The organism is Brevundimonas sp., from assembly GCF_035561115.1.
GTDB lineage: Bacteria > Pseudomonadota > Alphaproteobacteria > Caulobacterales > Caulobacteraceae > Brevundimonas.
The window spans coordinates 1-19,762 of sequence record NZ_DATMYH010000089.1 but is presented as its reverse complement, the minus strand read 5'-3'; the positions used below and the strand labels follow the sequence as shown (position 1 = coordinate 19,762).

The following is a 19,762-nucleotide window of genomic DNA, read 5'->3' as shown; positions in this document are numbered from 1 at the left end:
AATGGGGTCCATCGAATTGGTGTGTCCGGCGGGGTCGCCCGCCATGCTCAGGGCGGCGATCGAGGCGGGCGCCGACAGCGTCTATTGCGGCCTGCGGGACGACACCAACGCCCGCAATTTTCCGGGCCTGAACTTCTCGCCGGCCGAACTGAGGGACAGCGTGGCCTGGGCCCACGACCACGGCGCCAAGGTGCTGCTGGCGGTCAACACCTTCGCCCGGGCCGGCGCCGGCGACCGCTGGCGGGCCTCGGTCGACGCCGCCGCGGGAACCGGGGTGGACGCGGTCATCGTCGCCGATCTGGGGGTCCTGGCGCACGCGCGGGAAGCTCACCCGGATTTGCGGCTGCACCTTTCGGTCCAGGCCGCCGCCGGTTCGCCCGAGGCCATCGCCTTCTACGCTGAGGCCTATGGAGTGAAGCGGGTGGTGCTGCCGCGCGTGCTGAGCGTCGAGGAGATCGCGGCCCTGATGCGCGAGATCACGGTCGAGACCGAAGCCTTCGTCTTCGGCGGCCTGTGCGTCATGGCCGAGGGGCGCTGCGCCCTGTCGTCCTATGTCACCGGACGGTCGCCCAATCTCAGCGGCGTGTGTTCGCCGCCGGAAGCGGTCACCTACACCGAGGAGGAGGGGGCGCTGGTGTCACGCCTCGGCGGGCTGGCGCTGGACCGCTATGCGCCAGGCGAGCCGGCCGGCTATCCGACCCTGTGCAAGGGCCGGTTCGATGTGGACGGCGGCCTGTCCTACCTGTTCGAGGATCCCGTCAGTCTGAACGCCATGAGCCTGCTGGCGGCGCTGCGCCGCGCCGGCGTTACGGCGGTCAAGGTCGAGGGGCGGCAGCGGGGCAAGGCCTATGTGGCGCGCGTCGCCTCGGCCTTCCGCGGAGCCATCGACGCCCTGGACCAGGGCGCCGATCCCACGCCGTTTGAAAGCCTGCTGACCGACCTCGCCGAGGGCGGTCGCGAGACCGCCGGCGCCTACCGGAAGACCTGGCGATGACCGATCCCCTCCAACTGACCCTCGGGCCATTGCTGTTCAACTGGACCCCGGACCGAATCCGCGACTTCTATGCGCGGATCGCCGACGAGGCGCCCATCGACCGCGTCTATCTGGGCGAGGTGGTGTGCGGCAAACGCGCGCCGCTGATCGACGCGGCCCTGGCCGACGCCGCCGATCGCCTGACCCAGGCGGGCAGGACGGTGGTCTGGTCGACGCTGGGGCTTCCGGCTCTCAGGCGCGACCGCAAGGCCATCGCCGCCCTGGCCGCCGAACAGGAGATGCTGATCGAGATCAACGACGTCTCGGGCCTGCGGGGCCGAACCGGGCCGTTCGTGGCCGGACCCCTGCTCAACATCTACAATGAGGGGGCCGCGCGCGAGCTGATGACGCGCGGCTGCGTACGGCTGTGCGCCAATGTCGAACTGTCGCTTGAAGCCGTGTCCGCGATCGCCGCCGCCTGTCCGGGACTGGAGATCGAGCTGTTCGCCTTCGGCCGGCTGCCGCTGGCGTTGTCCGGACGCTGTTACCACGCTCGCCACCACGGCCTGCACAAGGACGCCTGCCAGTTCATCTGCGACCGGGACCCCGACGGGCTGGCGCTGAGGACGCTGGACGGGCGCGACTTCCTCGCTGTCAACGGCGTCCAGACCCTGTCGCATGGCGTCCAGCTGGCCGATGCGGCGCCGGCGACGCTCAGAGCAGCCGGCGTCACGGCCCTGCGCCTGTCGCCGCACACCGCCGACATGGTCGCCGTGGCCACGGCGTTCCGCGACCGGGCGGACGGCCTGATCGACGGCGCCGAACTCGCCGCCCGGGTCGTCGCCTCCGGCCCGCCGGGCGCGCTGATCGGGGGCTATCTGCGCGGCGAGGCGGGGCTCGAGTCCGTCGGAGGCCCGGCATGACCGATCCCGGCCATTTGAAACTCGCCGCCCTCCGGGCTGAACTGGATGCGCTGGACCGGCGCATGGTCGAGACGTTGGCGCGCCGGCAGGGGATCGTCGAAGCCGTCGCCCGGCTGAAGGGCGACCCTGCCAGGGTGCGCGATCCAGCCCGGGTCGAGGCCGTTCTGGCCAATGTGCTGCAGGCCGCCGGCCTGGCGGGTCTGTCGGCCGCGATCGCCGAACCGGTCTGGCGCCTGCTGGTCGAGCGCTGCGCCGATCATGAGGCGGCCTGGCTCGAGGCGCAGTCCGGGGCGCCCCACGACAGCTGTTGCGGTTGTCAGGACGGCTCCTCTCACGAGACCATTATTTCGCACCGTCCCGGCGGCGGGCGCATTCCATAGCGGCGGAGACCGGGCCGTACGACAATCGGGCCACGCCCTGATCAATCCCCGGGCGCGATGCCCGCTTTCGGCGGCGGGCCTGAATCGCGATCCGCGGCGATGGCTTTACGGACGTCGTCAGGGACGTGGGAAAGCAGGAGCGGGCGAGACGTCGCCGCGAGCAGGGATCGCGTGACGCCGCCGAACAATCTTTCGACCGTAGGGGAACGGCTGTAGCCCCCGAGGACGACGAGGTCGGCGTCCAGTTCATCGGCTGTTTCCACGATCACCCGGGTCACCGTGGCGGCGCGTGAGTCCACAGCCTTCGCAGCGGTGCGCACGCCCCTGGTCTGCAAGGCGGCCGTCAGCTCGACCAGGGACGGGGGCGGCGCGGCCTGATCTACGACGAGGACCGTCGCCAACGCGTCAGCTGCGATCAAGGGCAGGGCGTCGTCGACGGCCTGCCGCGCCGCCCGGCTGCCATTCCACCCGATCAGCACGCGGCCGCCGATATCCCCGGCCCAGTCGGTCGGGACGACAAGCACGGGCCGGGCGCAACGCAGGAGCAGCCGATCCGCCGACAAGGCCTCCGACAGCCCCGGCAGGCGAGGGTGGCCGACGACGATCAGGTCGCCGGCGGTGGCGAAGCCGGTGACGTCTGGATCGTCGTCCCAGGCGGCGCGGAATTCCGCCGGCGCTCCGAAGGGCTGGATGAGAGCGTCGAACGCCCGGCGCGCGGCGGCGACGAGAGCCTGTTCCTGCTGCGCCTGATGCTCCAGCACCTCATGGATCGCTCCGGCGCCGCGCGCGAAGGTCTCGGCCGGGGTCGGGAAGGGACGATGCAGGCTCCAGAGTCCGATGAGTCCGGCGCCAAGCCGCCGCGCCAGAGCGGCGGCCTGACGGCCCAGGCGATCGCTCCGGGACGAGTTGTCCAGACAGACGACGATCCGACGTATGGAATTGCCCATTGCGACCTCCAGTTCCATCCAGTCTGCCGTCCTTGCGCCCTCCGGACATTGATCGAGCGCAAGAGATGAAGCCGGCGTCCGCCCGCACCGCCTGCGGTCGTGGCGGTGTTGATCCAGGTCACGCGAAACACGGTCCGGAGCTGCCACACATGGCGGGTCAGCCACACCAGGATTCGCCATGTCCCAACGCATCGAACAACTCGCCGGAGAGATCGTGCGTCTGCAGGGCGAACTCGACCGCGAGATCGAGCGGCGCCGCAAGGACCTCGGCTGGAAGTTCAGGGAGGGGCTGGTGGAGTTCGAGCACGGGATCACCGAACGAAACCGGCGACTCCGCCTCGACCTTGGCGCCTTTGTGGCTCGCTCGTCCGTCGCGACCGTGTTGAGCGCCCCCGTGATCTATTCCCTGATCATCCCGCTCGTGCTGATCGACGGCTGGGCCTCCCTGTACCAGGCGGTCTGCTTTCGCGCCTACCGGATTCCGCGCGTGCGTCGCTCGCAGTACATCGTCGTGGACCGCAACAGGCTGGGCTATCTGAACCTCGTCGAGGTGCTGAACTGCCTCTATTGCGAATACGCCAACGGCGTGATCGCCTACGTCCGCGAGGTATCCAGCCGGACCGAGCAGTATTGGTGTCCGATCAAGCACGCCCTGGCCGTCACCGATCCGCACCTGCGCTACTACCAGTTCCTGGAATACGGCGACGCCGAGGGCTATCGTGGTCGTCTTGAGGAATTCCGGAGGCGGTTGCGCGCCGAAGGCGGCGGCCCGGACAGGTTCGACACCCAGGCTGTCAGGAGCGAGGAAGCATGACCCGGGATCACGGCGCGCCCGCAAACGGGCACGGATCGGACGCGTCCGATCCGATCCTTCCGGGCGTCATCTACACCTGCCCGATGCACCCGCAGATTCGCCAGCAGGGGCCGGGCTCGTGTCCCATCTGCGGCATGGCTCTGGAGCCCTTGACGGTCACGGTCGAGGCGGCGCCCAATCCGGAACTGATCGACTTCACGCGCCGATTCTGGATCGGTCTGGCGCTGACGGTCCCGGTTCTGGCCCTCGAGATGGGAGGGCATGTGACGGGACTCGCGATGCGCGTTTCCGGCCAGACCTCCAACTGGCTTCAGCTCGTCCTGGCCACGCCGGTGGCGCTGTGGGCGGGCTGGCCCTTTTTCCGGCGAGGCTGGACCTCCGTTCGCAATCGCAGCCTCAACATGTTCACCCTGATCGCGCTCGGCGTGGGCGCGGCCTGGATCTACAGCGTGGTCGCCGTTCTGGCTCCCGACGTGTTTCCGACCGCGGTCCTGCGCACGGATGGCAGCGCGCCCGTCTATTTCGAAGCGGCGGCGGTAATCACCGTCCTGGTGCTTGTCGGTCAGGTGCTGGAACTTCGGGCCCGGGAACAGACATCGGGTGCGATCCGCGCCCTGCTCGACCTCGCGCCCCGGACCGCCCGCCGGCTGCGCGGCGACGGCGCGGACGAGGATGTGGCGCTGGATCTGGTCGTCGTAGGCGACCGTCTTCGTGTTCGTCCGGGGGAGAAGATTCCGGTCGACGGCGAAATCATCGAGGGCCGGGTCGCCATCGATGAGTCCCTCGTCACCGGCGAGTCGATGCCGGTCACAAAGGCAGCCGGCGACAGGGTGGTGGCCGGTTCGCTCAACAGGACAGGCTCCTTCGTGATGCGGGCCGACAAGGTCGGGGCGGACACCCTTCTGGCCCAGATCGTCCAGATGGTGGCGCAGGCCCAGCGCAGCCGGGCGCCGATCCAGCGCCTGGCGGACCAGGTCTCCGGGTGGTTCGTGCCGGTTGTGATCGCCATTGCATTTCTGGCCGCGGTAATCTGGGGTCTGGCCGGGCCGGAACCGCGTCTGTCCTATGCCCTCCTCGCCGCGGTTTCCGTGTTGATAATCGCCTGTCCCTGCGCGCTCGGCCTGGCGACGCCGATTTCGGTCATGGTCGGGGTCGGGCGCGGCGCCCGCGCGGGAGTCCTGATCCGCGACGCCGAAGCGCTGGAGCGTTTCGAGAAGGTCGACACCCTGGTGATCGACAAGACGGGCACCCTCACCGAGGGTCGACCCTCGGTGACCGTCATCCGATCCGCGCCAGGCGTGGAAGAGGCGGAACTGCTTCGCCTTTCGGCCAGTCTGGAGCGGAGCAGCGAACACCCGTTGGCCGGCGCGATCGTGCGTGCGGCCGCCGACCGCAATCTGACTCTTTCGCAGACGACCGAATTCGACAGTCCGGTCGGGCGGGGCGCCACCGGCGTCGTCGACGGGCGTCGCGTCACCCTGGGCAACGCCCGTTATCTCCGCGAGACCGGCGTGGACGTCGCAGCGCTCGAGGTCGAGGCCGGCGCCCTGCGGACGGACGGCGCGACCGCAATCTTCGTGGCCATCGACGGCGCGGCCGCCGGCGTTCTGGGTATCGCCGATCCGATAAAATCGACCACGCCCGGGGCGATCCGCGACCTGAAGGCCGCCGGCCTTCGCGTGGTCATGATGACCGGGGACAATCGCGCGACCGCCGAAGCCGTGGCCCGGCAGCTCGGCATCGACGACGTCCGGGCCGAGGTCCTGCCCCAGGACAAGGCGTCGGTCGTCAGGGCTCTGCGGGCCGAGGGCCGGGTGGTGGCCATGGCCGGCGATGGCGTGAATGACGCCCCCGCGCTCGCCGCCGCCGATGTGGGCGTGGCCATGGGCGCCGGCTCGGACGTCGCTATCGAAAGCGCCGGCGTCACCCTGCTGGGCGGCGATCTACGGAACATCATGCGAGCGCGGCGGCTGTCGAGGGCGGTGATGGGTAACATCCGCCAGAATCTGGTGTTCGCCTTCGGCTACAATGCGCTCGGAGTACCCATCGCGGCGGGTCTGCTGTACCCGGCCTTCGGCTGGCTGCTGTCTCCCGCCCTGGCGGCTCTGGCCATGGCTCTCTCCTCGGTCAGCGTGGTCGGCAACGCCTTGCGCCTGGGCCGGATCAAGCTCTGAGACGGCGGCGCGCCGCCGTTCCCGCCCTCCGTACCGCTACTTAGTGGCAAGCCCCTAGGGACCGCTCCTGAATAACCGGCAAGGCTCAACCGGGCTAATTCTCCAGCATCATCCTGAGGAGTTGAGCCATGTCCCAACTAACGTCCATCGCCCCCGCCGAGAGCCTCCTCGCCGGCGAGGATTGGGCCGGGGCGGTGCGGCTGATCTTCCGGCAGGGCGAGGAAATCTACGCCCAGGACGAGGACGCGGACCTGATCTATCGCGTGGTCCGCGGTTCCGTCAGGACCACGCATCTGCAGGCGGATGGCCGCCGGCAGGTCGGGGACTTCTACTATGTAGGCGACATCATCGGCGTCGAAGTCGGCCAGGCCCATCGCTTCTCGGCGGAGGCGCTGAGCGGCTGCGAGGTTCTGGCGCTTCGGCGCTCCGGATCGGCGGCCTATGAGACCGGCCGCGTCGAACGCATGATCTGGGCCGCCACCGCCAGCGAGTTGCAGCGGGCCCAATCCCACATGCTGCTGCTGGGACGTGCGACGGCGTGCGAGAAGGTGGCCCGGTTTCTGATGGACATCGCCAACCGGTTCAGGGGCGAATTCGTCATCCTGCCCATGAGCCGACAGGACATGGCGGACTATCTCGGCCTCACGATCGAGACGATCTCGCGCATGCTCGGCCGCCTTCAGGCCGATGGTGTGATCGAATTCTCGGGCTCCCGCAGATATCGGGTCCGGCGCCCCGGCTTTCTGTCGGAACTCGCGGCCGCCTGATCCTGTGGCGGTCGCGGGCGGCTACGTCAGGTTCGGCTGATGGACGCTTCACCCCCAGCAACGGGGTCGGAGGGCCCCGTGTATCGTCGCTCCGCCGTGCTGCGGATAATGTCCCGTCGCAACGGCTATATCGCCGCAGTCGCCGGGGCGGCCGTCGGTCTTGGCGTCCGGCTGAGTCTGAACCCCATATTCGGCGAACGAACCTCCCTCATTCTCTACGTGCCCGTCGTCCTGGTGGCGGCGGGTCTGGGCGGAGGAGGGCCGGCGCTTCTGGCGACGGCGATCTGCCTGGCCGTCAGCGCGACCCTTCTGCAGGACAGTCTCTGGACGGACCCGGGCAATATCACTGAAGCGCTGGCCTTCGCCTCGCTGGGGCCCATCATCGCGCTCGTCGGAGAACGCCTCTGGCGTGACAGCCGCGAAGCTGCGACCCGACAGGTCCACCTGCAGTCGATCCTCGAAACCGTGCCCGAGGCGATGATCGTGATCGATGCGGCCGGCAAGATGCAGTCGTTCAGCGCCACCGCCGTCCGCCTCTTTGGATGGACGCCCGAGGAGGCGATCGGCCGCAACGTCAAAATCCTCATGCCCGAGCCTGATCGTTCCGAGCACGATCATTACCTCGAGCGCTACCTTGACACGGGCGAGCGGCGGATCATCGGCATCGGACGCATCGTGGTGGGACAGCGCAAGGACGGTTCGACCTTCCCGATGGAGCTGGCCGTCGGCGAGGCCCGGGTCGGGACCGAAAGGTTCTTCACCGGTTTCGTCCGCGACCTGACGGAACGGCGCAACCAGGAGCGCCGGTTTCAGGAACTTCAGTCAGAACTCATGCATGTGTCGCGTCTGACGGCGTTGGGCGAAATGGCGTCGTCGCTGGCTCATGAGCTGAACCAGCCGCTCTCCGCCATCGCCAGCTACATGAAGGGTTCGGTCACCTTGCTGGAGGTCGAACAGCCGGACTTGCCGAAACTCCGCGCGGCGCTGGACCGCGCCGGAGACCAGGCCCTGCGCGCGGGGGACATCATCAAACACCTGCGTGAGTTTGTCGCCAAGGGCGAGACCGAACGGTCCCTCGAGGATCCGGCGAAGCTGATGGAGGAGACGAGCGCCCTCGCGCTGGTGGGCGTCAAGGACAGGGACGTCCGGGTCGATCTCCGCCTCACCCGAGACCTCGGCGCGGTCGTGGTCGACAGGATCCAGGTCCAGCAGGTCGCGCTGAACCTGATCCGCAACGCCATCGATGCGATCGCGGACGGTCCGCGCCGGGTCCTGGAAATCGCTATCGGGCTTGAGGACGCCAGCACCATACGGGTCAGCGTCGCCGACAGCGGCCCCGGCCTGGACCCCGTGGTGCGGGAGCGGTTGTTTCAACCGTTCGTTACGACGAAGGTCCAGGGAATGGGAATCGGTCTTTCGATTTGCCGCACTATCGTCGAGGCCCATGGGGGGCGTATATGGGCGGAGGACAACCCGGGCGGAGGGGCGGTCTTCGTCTTCACCTTGCCGCTGGCGGACGGAGAGAGCGCCAATGGCTGAGCTGCTTCATGTCATCGACGACGACGCCGGACTGCGCGACGCGCTCGCCTTTCTCCTCGAGGTCAACGGCGTCAACGCGCGATTTTACGAGTCCGGCGACGCCTTTCTCGCCGCCTTGCCGGTCGAGGAAGGCTGCCTGCTGACGGATGTCCGCATGCCGGGCCTAACCGGGCTCGAGCTCGTCCGTGAGTTGAAGAGCCGCGGGATCGACCTGCCGGTCATCGTCATGACGGGCCACGGGGACATTCCCCTGGCCGTGGAGGCCATGAAGGCCGGGGTCGTCGATTTCATCGAGAAGCCTTTCGGCGACGATGTCCTGCTCGGCGCCATCCAGGCGGCCTTCGAGCGATTGAAGGGTGACGTCCAGCCTGACGTCGTCCGGCTCGCGGCGGAGGAACGACTGGCCCAGCTTTCGCCCCGCGAACGCGACGTGCTGGCCGGGGTCGTCGAAGGCAAGCTCAACAAGGTCATCGCCTACGAGCTGGAGATCAGTCCGCGCACCGTCGAGATTTATCGCGCCAACCTGATGGCGAAGACGGGCGCGCGAAACGTCGCCGACCTGATGCGGATCGCCCTCGCGGTCGGACTGTAATTGCTCTGAATCAAGACCGAATTCTGCAGAAGCGCCAGACTTGTCGTGCTGGGTCGATCCAGCGCGCAGGTTGACTTCTCATGGCCCCGTCATCGAACACCCGACCGATCCTGCTGATCGTCGATGGCGACCCGGAGGTTCTGCGCGCCCTCGCCTTCATGGCGGAGACCCGGGGCTATGGGGTGATCGGTTGCGCGACCGCGGCAGGGGCGCTGGCCGACCTGGACGGATCCGTCTCCTGTCTGGTCCTCGACCAGAACCTGCCTGACGTCCCGGGCGTTCGCCTTCTCAAGCAAATCCGGGATGCGGGAATCCGGACCCCCGCGCTGCTGATGGCGACCAGCCCTTCGGCGGCGCTGCAAATCCAGGCGGCCGCGGCCGCCGCGCCCATCGTGGAGAAGCCTCTCCTTGATGAAAGCCTCTTCCAGCAAATCGAAAATCTTCTCGCCGGCGCTTGATCCGGGTCAAGGCCCCGCGGCGGCGGCAGGCTCAAATGGCGCAAACCGGAGGCCTTCATGTCGAGACAAATCCTTCCCCGCCTTGCCGCCGTCGCGGCCTTCGGACTCCTTGTTCTGGGCGGCTGTGCGACGGCCACGACCTACCACCCGGCGGGCGCCGAGGATTGGGCCGACGGCTATCATGAGACGCGTATCGAGGCCCGGCGATGGCGCGTCGTGTTTCGCGGCAATGTTCTGACCTCCCGGGAGACCGTCGAGACCGCGCTCCTTTACCGGTCCGCCGAGCTCACGAAAGCGGAAGGCTATGACTGGTTTCTGGCTGTCAGCCGCGACACCGAGACCCATGCCGATGTGGTGGTTCGCGATCCTCCCGGCAGCTGGGGTCCAGCCTGGTCTCCGCGCTGGCGGGTGGTCCACGACGGCGCCTGGAAAACCTGGGAGCCGACCCGGCCCGACCGCGCCTTCGCAGTTTCCGAAGTCACCGCCTACGAAGCCATCGCAGAGATCGTGATGGGGCAGGGCGCCAAACCCGAAGACCCGAGAGCCTACGACGCCGCCTCGGTCATCGACGCCCTTCAGTCCCGCATCATCCGACCCGGAGCAGACCAATGAACAGACTGGCTTCCAGGGTCGCCGTCATCACCGGCGGAGCCGTCGGTCTCGGCCGGGCGACAGCCTTGCGCATGGCCGAGGAAGGTGCTGCGGTGGCCGTACTCGACGTACGTGACGAGGAGGGTGCGGCCCTGGTCGGGGAACTCACGCAGCGGGGGCTGCCTGCCGCCTACTGGCGCTGCAACGTCGCGAGCGAGGTTGAAGTGCGAACGACGCTGGACGCGGTCGTCGAACGCTTCGGCAAGCTGGACATTCTCGTCAACAACGCCGGCGTCGCCGGGGTCAACAAGCCCACCCACGAGGTGACCGAAGCCGAATGGGACTGGGTCCAGTCGATCAATGTCAAGGGCGTGTTCTTCTGCACCAAACACGCCATTCCCCATCTCAAGGCCGCAGGCGCCGGCTCGATCATCAATCTGTCGTCCATCTACGGCTTGGTGGGCGGACCCGACGTGCCGCCGTATCATGCGTCCAAGGGCGCGGTCCGGCTGATGACCAAGACGGACGCCCTGCTCTATGCGGCCGATCGCATCCGGGTGAATTCGATCCATCCGGGGTTCATCTGGACGCCCATGGTCGAGGCCCATCTGGCCGGCCAGGGGGATGTCGAGCAGGGCCGCAAGGCCGTGGACGCGCTTCATCCGCTCGGTCACATCGGAGATCCCGACGACATCGCCTGGGGCGCCGTCTATCTCGCGTCGGACGAAGCCAAATTCGTCACCGGCGCCGAACTCGTCATCGACGGCGGCTATACGGCCAGATAGCCTCAGTCCCGGCGGTAGACCTGAACGATGCGTTGGGCCCGTTCCCGAACCTCGGCGCGGCAGCGCTCCACCGTGTCCTTGCGCATCCCCTGGCCCACGCTTCCGAAATTGTGGTGGCCGATGATCTCCATCCCGGTCATCGCGGCGAAATGCGCATCGAAATGCTTCTGCATCGCGGACCAGGCCCCACTGGTCTCGACCCAGTCCTGCGGGGCGCCCGACGAGGTAAAGGTGATCATCTTCCGGCCGCCGAGGAGGGGCTGGTTCCCACCCTCGCGGATGGCCGAATAGCCGAAATCCATCCCGAACACGCGCTCGACATACCCCTTCATCATCGCCGGCGTGGCGTTGAACCACAGAGGATAGAAGAAGGCGAAGATGTCCGCGCCGGCGATGGCAGCCCGCTCCCGGACCACGTCCGGCCTCACCGTGGCGCCCAGATGATCGGGCATCTCCTCGGCGCGAAGCCGGGGATCGAACCGCAGACGGTAGAGGTCGCGCATCTCCACCTCGCAACCGGCGGCGCGCGCGGCGTCGGCGAAGGCGGCGGCCATCGTCAGCGTGAAGCTGCGCTTGCGCGGGTGGGCGACGATGACGGCGATGCGGGGGGCTGAGTTTTGCATGACCTCAGTATCCCCGTTCCATGGCCGGGCGGATTGATCTGGCTCAAGGCGCGCATGACCTGGATCAAGGAAATGAGGCCGGTGGACCCTAGCTTGGCCGCCTAAGGAGATTCCATGCCTCACATGTCGCACGAGGGCCGGGACGCGATGCGGGCCGCGCATCACCAGATCGGCAACAGCCTGCAGTCGGTCGCCAGCCTCCTGCGTCTCGAGAGCCGTTCCGCGCCCCCTGAGGCGGCCACCGCGCTGAACGAGGCGGGGCGGCGCATCCGGACCGTGATGCGGCTGCACCAGCGCCTGCAGGAAGGCGACGGCGACGTCGTCCGGCTCGACGATCTTCTGGGCGATGTATGCCGCGATGTCGCCGAACTGGACGCGGTGGACCGTGACGCGGAGATCCGGGTCGATATCCAGCCGTTTTGCACGGGAGCGAAAACAGCATCCGCCCTGGCGCTGATCACAGCCGAACTTCTGGGCAACGCGCTCGAGCATGGCCTGGCCGGGCGAGCGGGAAGGGTGGAGGTCAGCCTGCGTATGGCGAACGGCGGCGCTACCCTGACGGTTCGCGACGATGGAGCCGGCGCCCCGGAGGGTGAGCTGAAGGCGGGATTCGGCCTGTCGCTGGTGGCGCGCCTGGCCGACCAGCTCGGTGCGCAGCTTGAACAGACTACCGGCGCCAGTGGCACACAGTTTGAATTAGCTTGCCGGGACGTGTGGTGGGACTCGTCATGCGTTTAAGACCCTCTCCGCTGTTCACCGGCGAGCCTGTCGAGATCAAGCAGGCCGAGGCGCTCGCTGCGATCGGGCTCCATGTCAGTCGTCTGAGCGTTGCGCGTCTGGAAGATCCCGCGACTCCGGCCGTAGAGGCGGAGCGATTCATGCCTCGTCCCCCCACGCTCGGCAGCCGAATCCGGTTCCGGATCCTTGAGACGGAGTTGGTGGAAGATCGAGGCTGGGGCGTCCTGCTGGACCTGATCGTTCCCTTCTCCGGCTCGCGCGACTTCTTCGCACTGCGCGGCGGCGCCGTCCCGATCGACGCGCCCCACGCCGTCATCAGGAGCCGCAATCTCGTGTTGAGCGCGACCACGGTCACCGGCGAGGCGGATCGGCTCGTCGAAAAGCTGGACGAGCAGCTCGAAACCATTCGCCGGGAGCTGGAGGACCAGCGGCGTCGATGCGAGGCGATGAGGGACGCTCTCGTCGAAGGCGCGCGACAGGCGGTGTTGAACCGCAGGCGGCGGCTTGCGATCCTGAGTTCCGCGAGTCTGGAGCTTTCCGGGAGAGGGTGGCGTCCGCAGGCGTCACGCTGAGGGAGGCGGGATGATCAGCCTGGCCGGATGATGCCCGGGCTCGCCGAGAGTTGGCGCCACGCGTCCTCTCCGTCAGTCGCGAACTGTATGAGATCGAGATCGTCTTTCGTGACGAGCCCTTGGGAGACGAGAGCTTCGAACCGGATCAGGTCGGTCCAGAACGGCTTGTCGACGAGGATCACCGGCACGGCGCGCATCTTTCCGGTCTGGCGCAAGGTCAGGATTTCGAACAGCTCGTCCATGGTGCCGAAGCCGCCGGGAAAGACCACGAGGGCGTTGGCCCGCATGGCGAGATGCATCTTTCGCATGGCGAAGTAGTGGAAGCGGAACGTGAGTTCGGGCGTCGACCAGGCGTTTGGCTCCTGCTCCAGGGGCAGGCTGATGTTGAAACCGATGGAAGGCGCGCCGGCGTCGAACGCGCCGCGGTTGGCCGCGGCCATTGTTCCGGGGCCGCCTCCCGTCGCGATGACGTTCTCGCGCGGCGAATCCTCGCCGTCGAGCGCACCGCCCTCGCGGGAGGCCAGTTCGGCGAAACGACGCGCCTGCGCATACCATCGGGCGTGATCGGGCGGCCCGTCCTCGGCGACCCTGGCGCTGCCGAACACTACGATCGTCGAGCGAATGTTCCAGGCTCGCAAGGCCTCTTCCGCCTTGGCGAACTCGAGCAGGAAGCGCACGCCTCTCATCGAATCCCCGAGAAGGAAAGGCAGGTCCGCGGCCGGGAGGCGATAGGCGCTGGAGTCGCGTTGTGCGGCATTCGACAGAGGGTCGCTCATAGCCCGCGGCTCCCTGTGGAAGGGCTGATCGCGGCCTCCAGACTCTGGATCAGGGCCTGTCGCTCGGCGTCCCCGGGCAACTGCTGCAGGACCGTGTTCAGGCTGGAGAGGAAAGCCGCGCGGTCATTGTGCCAGTCCGGCCGGGTCGCCTGTCCGGGCGCCAGTCGCGCGCGTCCCCGGCCGACCGGTTCCGCCTTGTCCCGGGTCAGGGCGTAGGTCTGGTCGAGGCCCGCCGTGATCGATCGATAGCCCAGCGCGGACAAACGGGCGGCGAGCGTGGCGAGGGCCGTCGGTTCGCCATGGTCGAGAAGCACGTGGCCGGCGACGACGCCTCGCGCCTTCAGCCAGTCGACGAGTTCGGTCGCGTCCCCGTGACCCGAGTAGTTGTCCAGGCTCCGGATCCGGGCGCCGACATGGATGTCCTCGCCCTGGATCCGCACCGCGGTCCTACCCTCGACCAGCAACCGTCCGAGCGTGCCCGCCGCCTGGAAGCCGGTGATCAGAACTGTGACGTCCTTGCGCCACAACAGCCGTTTGAGATGGCGTCTGATACGGCCGGCGTCGCACATGCCGCTGCCCGCCAGGATCACATGCCAGCCGCTCAGCCGCTCGAGCCGGTCGCTTTCCTGCGGCCGCAGCAGGTGGTGGAGCCGGGTCGCATGGCGCAGGGGCTCGAACGGATTGTCGCCGGAGTCCGCGTTCCATCCGCGTCGGAGAAACACCTCCGTCGCCTCGATGGCGAGAGGCGAGTCGAGGAATATCTCCGCCGCCAGATCCGGTTCCGCCTCCATCACGGCCAACAGGTCCAGGATCAATTCCTGCGCCCGGCCGATAGCGAATGTCGGCATCAGCAGGGGGCCGCCGGCGGCCTTGGCCGCGCGCAGTTCACCGGCCAGCGCCCCACGCCGCGCGGAGAGCTCCAGGTCGATGCGCTCCCGGTCGCCATAGGTGCTTTCCAGTATGACGTGGTCCACATCGATCGGCCCTGACGGCCTGGGCAGGAACGGCTGGCGCCCCGAGCCGAGGTCGCCCGAGAAGAGAAGGGTCAGGGGATCGGATCCCCGGCCGATGCGCACCTCGATCGAAGCTGCGCCCAGCAGGTGGCCCGCCGGCCACCAGATCGCCTCGATGTCATTCGCCACCTCGTTGGGGGTGTTGAACTTCACCGTTTCGAAAAGGCGCAGGGTCGGTTCCACGTCGGAGGTGGTGTAGATCGGCTCCACCCGTTTCAGACCGCGCTGCTCGTTGCGGCGGTTGAGATGGCGAACCTCGCTCTCCTGGATCCCGGCCGCATCGGCCAGCATGACCTCGCACAGGTCGCGAGTACTTCTCGTGGCGAAGATCGGCCCCCGGAAGCCCGCACGCACAAGCTTCGGCAACAGGCCCGAATGATCGATATGCGCATGGGTCAGCAGGACCGCGTCGATCTTGCCGACATCGAACGGAAACGGCTCGTAGTTGAGGGCCTTCAACGTCTTGGGACCCTGGAACATGCCGCAATCGACCAGCAGGCGGGCGCGGCCGGTGTCGAGCAGCATGCACGAGCCGGTCACGCACTCAGCGGCGCCGTGGAAGGTCAGGTTCACGGTCATGTCGCGGGTCCCACGGACGGCGGATTGGCGGTCAGCCAGGGCGCTCCGCCCACGTCAGTGAGCCAGCAGCAGGTTCGGGCCGTCCTTGCACGCGAGAAAGGCGCGCGTGGCTCCGCCGAAGACCGCTTCGCGGAGCCGCGAGTGGCCCCAGGCGCCCGCGACCAGCAGCGTGGCCATCCTGCCCCTGGCCGCCGCGATCAGGGCGGCGCCCTCATCTTCTCCCTCGACCAGGACAACCGCGCCTTCGCCGACGCCGTGGAGCCGGAGGTAGGCGTTCAGGGCGTCGGTGTCCGGATCGGTGGCGTCGGGATCGAGGCCGGTCACGCACTGCACGATGTGAATCTCGCTGGCCATCGCCAGAAGGGGGAGGGCGGCCTTGACCGCCCGTCCCGCCTGCGGACTCCCGTCCCATGCGATCGCCGCCGGACCGGAGAGCGAATCCGGATCCTGTCGCGCGACCAGAATCGGCGCGCGATCGCCGAGAAGGCACTGGCCGAACAGATCGCGTCCGGGACCGTGATCCAGATGCCCCTGACCGAAAACGACGAGATCGGCCAGAGCGGCGTGGCGGCTTGCCGCCAGCGCCGGCCTCAGGCCACGGCCCAGGACAGACATCCGCGGCGCCCCCTCGCCGGAACCGAACACGACATCGGCCTGGTTGGCGGCGCTCCGCGCCGCTTCTTCGATCCGGTCCTGAAGCGAGCGTTCAGCAGCCGCCAGTTCCTCGATCGCCGTCCGGGACAGGGTGGCGCCCAAGGTCATGCCGAGGGCGATCATGTCGGCGGCGCTTTCCGGATAGATGGGCAGGACTTCCACCACGCCGTCGTGCTGGCCGGCGAGACTGCTCGACAGGCCGAGGGCCTGGCGGTCGCCGTCTCCCCCCGCCGCGATGGCTATCATGTGTTTCAGGCTCATGTCGGATATCCCTTCAGGGAGAGATTGCGCCCCGCGCCGCGTCCTTCCCTTGATCGACATCAAGGGATCAGGAGCGGTCAGAGTCTCCGGACCCCGACGTCGGGCGGCCGATCGCGAAGGTCTGCGCCTCGCTGCGACCGTCCATGACCCCGACGCAGGACACGATCTCCGGAGCGAAATGCATGACCGCCACCGCATCCCCGCCGGGACAGTAGACATGCACGTCCGGATAGCGCGCGACGACTTGCCGGTTCAGCCTCTCGATCGTCGAAGGATCGAGGACTTCCGCGACACGGCCTGACATGGAGACGCCGACGGCGTCTCCATGCGGACCGCTTTCCGAACAGATGGAGACGGACGCCCGGGAATCGCGTTCGGCGTTGGCGAATTTCTGGCTTGATCGGGCGACGATGAAATAGAGATTCAACCCGTCGTTCAGATAGCCGACGGTCGTCACCTGGGGCCAGCCGTCGGGACGATTCAGGGCGACGCTCATAAGCCTCTCACGGTCGAGCAGGCCGACGACGGCCTCGACCGCCCGTTCGTGGATCGGGGCTGGAGCCGGATTGGTCACTGTTCCGCCCTCAGGGTTTCCAGATAGGCGATCAGGTCGTCGATCTCGCCGGCCCGGAATGTGTAGTCGGGCATCGCCGGGTGTGTGGTCACCAGACCTTCTGCGAAGGCCTCCTCCAGCTGGTCCAGCGGATAGCGACGGACGATTTCGCGCAACGGCGTGGCGTCCGGAAGCGGGCTGTCCCCTGTCGCGCCGGTCGCATGGCAGCCGGCGCAGGCGGTGGAGGTCAGCAGTCGGCCGCGCTCGACCGCGTCGGCGGCGATGCTGACGCCCCCCTCTGGCCTGGCCCGGGGCGAGACCTGGATTCCGGGAGAGGGCGATCCCCCCGCGACGAAGATGCAGGCGAAAGCGAGAACGATGACTCTGAGGGTGGCTGACATGTCCGGCTCCAGCGTTGATCGATGGTGTCAGGCCTCTCCCCGGGCGGCCTTGATCCGGATCAAGGCGTGCGCCGTCTTCATGAGGCCTGCTGCCGCCAAGGAGATCGCCAATGACCTACGCCAGCATGCTCGTCGCCGTCGAAGACGGAGAGGAAAGCGACAGCCGACTCGAACTCGCCTGCGACCTCGCCATCGCCTTCGACGCCCTTCTCATCGGTCTGTCAGTGGGTTCGATCGCCCCGCCCCTGTACGACCCGATGGCGGGCGGGGCGATGGTGGGGGAATTGCTGACCCTCTATCGCGACATGGCCGAAGCGGACGTGGAACGGGCGCGGGTCCGTTTTGAGGAGATCACGGCCGACCGTGCTCTCGAGACCGAATGGCGGGGCGGTGTCGGCTATCCGTCGGAGTTCGCGTCGCGGGCCGCCCGGGCGGCGGATCTGGTGATCCTCGGCGGGCGCAACCGACTCGCTCCCGGCCACGCGCCCGATGTCGCGGACGTCTTGATGGGATGCGGCCGTCCGGTCCTCGTGACCCCGCCGACGCGGCTGCGTTCGCCGGTCGGCAGCCCGGCCTTCGTCGCCTGGAAGGACTGCCGGGAGGCGCGGCACGCGCTCGCCGGCGCTATCCCCCTCCTGCAACGCGCCTCCAGCGTGACGCTCTACAGCGTCTGCACGGCCGAAGAAAACGAAGCGGCTGACGGCGAGATCGGCGAGGTGGTCCGCTATCTCGCACGCCATGAAATTCAGGCGGAGCCCGTCATCGCGCTCAAGGGAGAACAGCCTGCAGGCCGCCAGATTCTGGACGAGGCGATGGCGCGCGAAGCCGGCCTGATCGTGGCCGGCGCCTACGGACACGCCCGCCTGCGCGAATGGGCCCTGGGAGGCGTGACCCGCGATCTGATCGCCGACAGCGCCATCTGTCTTGCGCTCGCTCACTGAAGGATGTCGAAGTGACCGCCAGCCCGATCGTATTCGCCTCCACGGCGCCCGGAAGATGAGCCGCCGCATCCTGATCCTCGACGGGCACCCTGATCCGGATCCCGCGCGCTACTGCCACGCCCTCGCCGCCAGCTATGCGCAGGGCGCCGCCGGGATCGGTCATGTCGTGCATCGGACAAATCTTTCGGATCTGGACTTTCCGGTCCTTCGATCCAGAAACGACTGGGAGGAAGGCCCCACGCCGGCCGCGGTCCTTGCCCTCCAGGATCAGCTGGCCTGGGCCGAGCACATCGTCATCATCTATCCGCTCTGGCTGGGCGAGATGCCCGCACGACTGAAGGCTTTGCTCGAACAGGCCTTCCGCCCGGCCTTTGCCTTCGGCGGCAAGACGGTCTCGCCCGGCGGCGGCAAGCTGAAGGGCCGTTCAGCGCGCATCATCATCACCATGGGAATGCCGGCGGCCGCCTATCGTGTCTTCTATCTCGCCCATTCGCTGCGCAGCCTGAAACGCAACATCCTCGCCCTGGTGGGCATCGGTCCGGTCCGGGACACGATCATAGGCGCGGTCGAGACCCGATCCGACGCAAGCCGCAAACGCTGTCTGGCGCAGATCCGGAAGATGGGCGCTAGCGCGGCCTAGAGACACGGCGGCGGGCGCCGTCCTGGTCGGAGACGGGAAAGGGCGGCGGCCAACCTGGCCGCCGCCCTTTCCCGGCGAACCGCCGAACGGAAATTTTCAGAACGTACGGCCCACGCCGACGGACACGACCCACGGATCCAGGTCGACGTCGCTTCGCAGGGCGCCGCCGTTGATCTCGGCGTCGGTGTTGAACCACACCTTCTTGACGTCGACATTCAGACTCCACGGACCACGCAGGCCGATATCGGCGCCGATCTGGGCGGCGTAGCCAAAGCCGTCGTCGAGATCGACAGTGAAACCGTTCTTGTCATCCCCGCCGTAGAACAGCATGGCGTTGACGCCGGCTCCGACATAGGGACTGAAGTTCCCGCCGGTCAGCGGCCGGTACTGGACCGTGACCACGGGCGGCAGGACCCAGGTCTCATGCACCGCCACGTCGGTCGCCCCGCCCTGGGCGCGGATCTCGTGCCGGGTCGTGCCCAGGATCGCCTCGACCGCCCAGTGGTCGGTCAGGAAGTAGGTGAAGCCGAGCGTCGGCATGATGCTGTCGCCGACGTCGACGGCGAGGCCGGTCGCCGCGCCCGCGGCGGTGACGATGGCGTCGTCGGTGGTCGGCGCGACGTCGGTGATGCGGCCGGTGACCAGCCAGTCGCCGGCACGCGGCGCTTGCCAGGCCTGCTCCTGGGCCTGGACGGTTCCCGCCAGGGCGAGGACGCCCAGCGCGGCGAGGGATGCGATCTTGAGAGTCATGGTTCTGTCCCCGACGATCCCCGACCGCGAATTCGATCGCCGAAACGTCTGGGGTCTTGTGCGGCCACGCTTGCCCGGAGGCCTTGCGCCTGAGCAAAGTCGCCGGCCCTGCGACACCTTGTCAGACAATGCGGACCGGCGTTCCTGGCCGGGGCTGGCGCTTATGCCGCCAGGGGTATTCGCGCCACGTTGCAGCGGGTCCACAGCCGGTCCATGGCGGCGACGAGGTCGTCCATCATGGCGTCGGTGTGGTTGGGCGAGGGTGTGAAGCGCAGCCGTTCGGTGCCCTTGGGCACGGTGGGATAGTTGATCGGCTGG

Annotated in this window: 23 protein-coding genes and 1 pseudogene; 15 read left to right on the top strand and 9 right to left on the bottom strand. The window is 67.9% G+C overall.

Annotated features, from left to right (window positions below; all coding sequences use genetic code 11):
* Nucleotide 1: 1 nt before the first annotated feature.
* Genes ubiU through VN378_RS11540 form a run of 3 tightly spaced genes read left to right on the top strand, consistent with a single transcriptional unit; the run spans nucleotide 2 to nucleotide 2,276 of the window.
* The gene (gene ubiU, locus VN378_RS11550) at nucleotides 2-994 is read left to right on the top strand and encodes a ubiquinone anaerobic biosynthesis protein UbiU (protein WP_325743724.1); all 993 of its coding nucleotides are present in this window, start codon (nucleotides 2-4) and stop codon (nucleotides 992-994) included.
* Complete coding sequence (ubiV, locus tag VN378_RS11545) at nucleotides 991-1,896, top strand: ubiquinone anaerobic biosynthesis protein UbiV (protein ID WP_325743723.1); 906 nt, start codon at nucleotides 991-993, stop codon at nucleotides 1,894-1,896. Before ubiU ends, ubiV begins: the two co-directional genes overlap by 4 nt.
* Nucleotides 1,893-2,276: a chorismate mutase gene (locus VN378_RS11540; RefSeq protein ID WP_325743722.1), complete on the top strand. Its 384-nt coding sequence runs from the start codon at nucleotides 1,893-1,895 to the stop codon at nucleotides 2,274-2,276. The genes ubiV and VN378_RS11540 overlap by 4 nt, the downstream gene beginning before the upstream one ends.
* 41 nt (nucleotides 2,277-2,317) lie before the next feature.
* Here the strand turns inward: VN378_RS11540 and VN378_RS11535 are convergent, their stop codons facing one another.
* Nucleotides 2,318-3,223, bottom strand: coding sequence for a universal stress protein (locus tag VN378_RS11535; RefSeq protein ID WP_325743721.1), 906 nt, complete (start codon nucleotides 3,221-3,223; stop codon nucleotides 2,318-2,320).
* A gap of 178 nt (nucleotides 3,224-3,401) precedes the next feature.
* Between VN378_RS11535 and VN378_RS11530 the strand changes: the two genes are divergently transcribed.
* The 8 genes from VN378_RS11530 to VN378_RS11495 all read left to right on the top strand — a co-directional run bounded on the left by VN378_RS11530 (nucleotide 3,402) and on the right by VN378_RS11495 (nucleotide 10,943).
* Nucleotides 3,402-4,037, top strand: coding sequence for a hypothetical protein (locus tag VN378_RS11530; RefSeq protein WP_325743720.1), 636 nt, complete (start codon nucleotides 3,402-3,404; stop codon nucleotides 4,035-4,037).
* Nucleotides 4,034-6,211, top strand: a complete 2,178-nt coding sequence (locus tag VN378_RS11525) for a copper-translocating P-type ATPase (RefSeq protein ID WP_325743719.1) — start codon at nucleotides 4,034-4,036, stop codon at nucleotides 6,209-6,211. Before VN378_RS11530 ends, VN378_RS11525 begins: the two co-directional genes overlap by 4 nt.
* A 128-nt stretch (nucleotides 6,212-6,339) precedes the next feature.
* Nucleotides 6,340-6,978: a helix-turn-helix domain-containing protein gene (locus VN378_RS11520; protein ID WP_325743718.1), complete on the top strand. Its 639-nt coding sequence runs from the start codon at nucleotides 6,340-6,342 to the stop codon at nucleotides 6,976-6,978.
* A gap of 108 nt (nucleotides 6,979-7,086) precedes the next feature.
* Nucleotides 7,087-8,517, top strand: a complete 1,431-nt coding sequence (locus VN378_RS11515) for a PAS domain S-box protein (RefSeq protein ID WP_325743717.1) — start codon at nucleotides 7,087-7,089, stop codon at nucleotides 8,515-8,517.
* Nucleotides 8,510-9,109, top strand: coding sequence for a response regulator FixJ (fixJ, locus tag VN378_RS11510; RefSeq protein WP_325743716.1), 600 nt, complete (start codon nucleotides 8,510-8,512; stop codon nucleotides 9,107-9,109). Before VN378_RS11515 ends, fixJ begins: the two co-directional genes overlap by 8 nt.
* Nucleotides 9,110-9,189: 80 nt before the next feature.
* Nucleotides 9,190-9,567: a response regulator gene (locus tag VN378_RS11505; RefSeq protein ID WP_325743715.1), complete on the top strand. Its 378-nt coding sequence runs from the start codon at nucleotides 9,190-9,192 to the stop codon at nucleotides 9,565-9,567.
* 57 nt (nucleotides 9,568-9,624) lie between these two features.
* Entirely contained in the window at nucleotides 9,625-10,179 is a 555-nt protein-coding gene (locus VN378_RS11500; protein WP_325743714.1) for a CC0125/CC1285 family lipoprotein, read from the top strand.
* Nucleotides 10,176-10,943 (top strand): glucose 1-dehydrogenase, encoded by a 768-nt coding sequence (locus tag VN378_RS11495; RefSeq protein WP_325743713.1) that lies wholly within the window; start codon nucleotides 10,176-10,178, stop codon nucleotides 10,941-10,943. Before VN378_RS11500 ends, VN378_RS11495 begins: the two co-directional genes overlap by 4 nt.
* A gap of 2 nt (nucleotides 10,944-10,945) precedes the next feature.
* Here the strand turns inward: VN378_RS11495 and VN378_RS11490 are convergent, their stop codons facing one another.
* Nucleotides 10,946-11,566, bottom strand: coding sequence for an NAD(P)H-dependent oxidoreductase (locus tag VN378_RS11490; RefSeq protein WP_325743712.1), 621 nt, complete (start codon nucleotides 11,564-11,566; stop codon nucleotides 10,946-10,948).
* A gap of 114 nt (nucleotides 11,567-11,680) precedes the next feature.
* Here VN378_RS11490 and VN378_RS11485 point away from each other — a divergent pair, with 114 nt between their 5' ends.
* Both VN378_RS11485 and VN378_RS11480 read left to right on the top strand, forming a co-directional pair.
* Nucleotides 11,681-12,304: a sensor histidine kinase gene (locus VN378_RS11485; RefSeq protein ID WP_325743711.1), complete on the top strand. Its 624-nt coding sequence runs from the start codon at nucleotides 11,681-11,683 to the stop codon at nucleotides 12,302-12,304.
* Entirely contained in the window at nucleotides 12,283-12,876 is a 594-nt protein-coding gene (locus VN378_RS11480) for a hypothetical protein (protein WP_325743710.1), read from the top strand. The genes VN378_RS11485 and VN378_RS11480 overlap by 22 nt, the downstream gene beginning before the upstream one ends.
* Before the next feature lie 14 nt (nucleotides 12,877-12,890).
* Here the strand turns inward: VN378_RS11480 and VN378_RS11475 are convergent, their stop codons facing one another.
* The 5 genes from VN378_RS11475 to VN378_RS11455 form a co-directional block, all read right to left on the bottom strand.
* Nucleotides 12,891-13,652: an LOG family protein gene (locus tag VN378_RS11475; RefSeq protein WP_325743709.1), complete on the bottom strand. Its 762-nt coding sequence runs from the start codon at nucleotides 13,650-13,652 to the stop codon at nucleotides 12,891-12,893.
* On the bottom strand, nucleotides 13,649-15,244 hold the full coding sequence (locus VN378_RS11470) for an MBL fold metallo-hydrolase (protein ID WP_325743708.1): 1,596 nt from the start codon (nucleotides 15,242-15,244) through the stop codon (nucleotides 13,649-13,651). The genes VN378_RS11475 and VN378_RS11470 overlap by 4 nt, the downstream gene beginning before the upstream one ends.
* 54 nt (nucleotides 15,245-15,298) lie before the next feature.
* On the bottom strand, nucleotides 15,299-16,159 hold the full coding sequence (locus VN378_RS11465; RefSeq protein ID WP_325743707.1) for a universal stress protein: 861 nt from the start codon (nucleotides 16,157-16,159) through the stop codon (nucleotides 15,299-15,301).
* Between the two features lie 67 nt (nucleotides 16,160-16,226).
* Nucleotides 16,227-16,733 (bottom strand): pyridoxamine 5'-phosphate oxidase family protein, encoded by a 507-nt coding sequence (locus tag VN378_RS11460; protein WP_325743706.1) that lies wholly within the window; start codon nucleotides 16,731-16,733, stop codon nucleotides 16,227-16,229.
* Entirely contained in the window at nucleotides 16,730-17,113 is a 384-nt protein-coding gene (locus tag VN378_RS11455; protein WP_325743705.1) for a cytochrome c, read from the bottom strand. The genes VN378_RS11460 and VN378_RS11455 overlap by 4 nt, the downstream gene beginning before the upstream one ends.
* 110 nt (nucleotides 17,114-17,223) lie before the next feature.
* Here VN378_RS11455 and VN378_RS11450 point away from each other — a divergent pair, with 110 nt between their 5' ends.
* Both VN378_RS11450 and VN378_RS11445 read left to right on the top strand, forming a co-directional pair.
* Nucleotides 17,224-18,054 carry a universal stress protein gene (locus VN378_RS11450; RefSeq protein WP_325743704.1) on the top strand — a complete coding sequence of 277 codons (831 nt, stop codon included), beginning with the start codon at nucleotides 17,224-17,226 and terminating at the stop codon, nucleotides 18,052-18,054.
* A gap of 55 nt (nucleotides 18,055-18,109) precedes the next feature.
* Nucleotides 18,110-18,694 (top strand): NAD(P)H-dependent oxidoreductase, encoded by a 585-nt coding sequence (locus VN378_RS11445; RefSeq protein ID WP_325743703.1) that lies wholly within the window; start codon nucleotides 18,110-18,112, stop codon nucleotides 18,692-18,694.
* A 96-nt stretch (nucleotides 18,695-18,790) separates the two neighbouring features.
* On the opposite strand, the gene VN378_RS11440 is transcribed toward VN378_RS11445, so the two are convergent.
* Both VN378_RS11440 and VN378_RS11435 read right to left on the bottom strand, forming a co-directional pair.
* Complete coding sequence (locus VN378_RS11440; RefSeq protein ID WP_325743702.1) at nucleotides 18,791-19,444, bottom strand: OmpW/AlkL family protein; 654 nt, start codon at nucleotides 19,442-19,444, stop codon at nucleotides 18,791-18,793.
* Nucleotides 19,445-19,605: 161 nt separating this feature from the next.
* Nucleotides 19,606-19,762 (bottom strand): annotated as a pseudogene (locus VN378_RS11435) (5-aminolevulinate synthase); the annotation flags it as partial.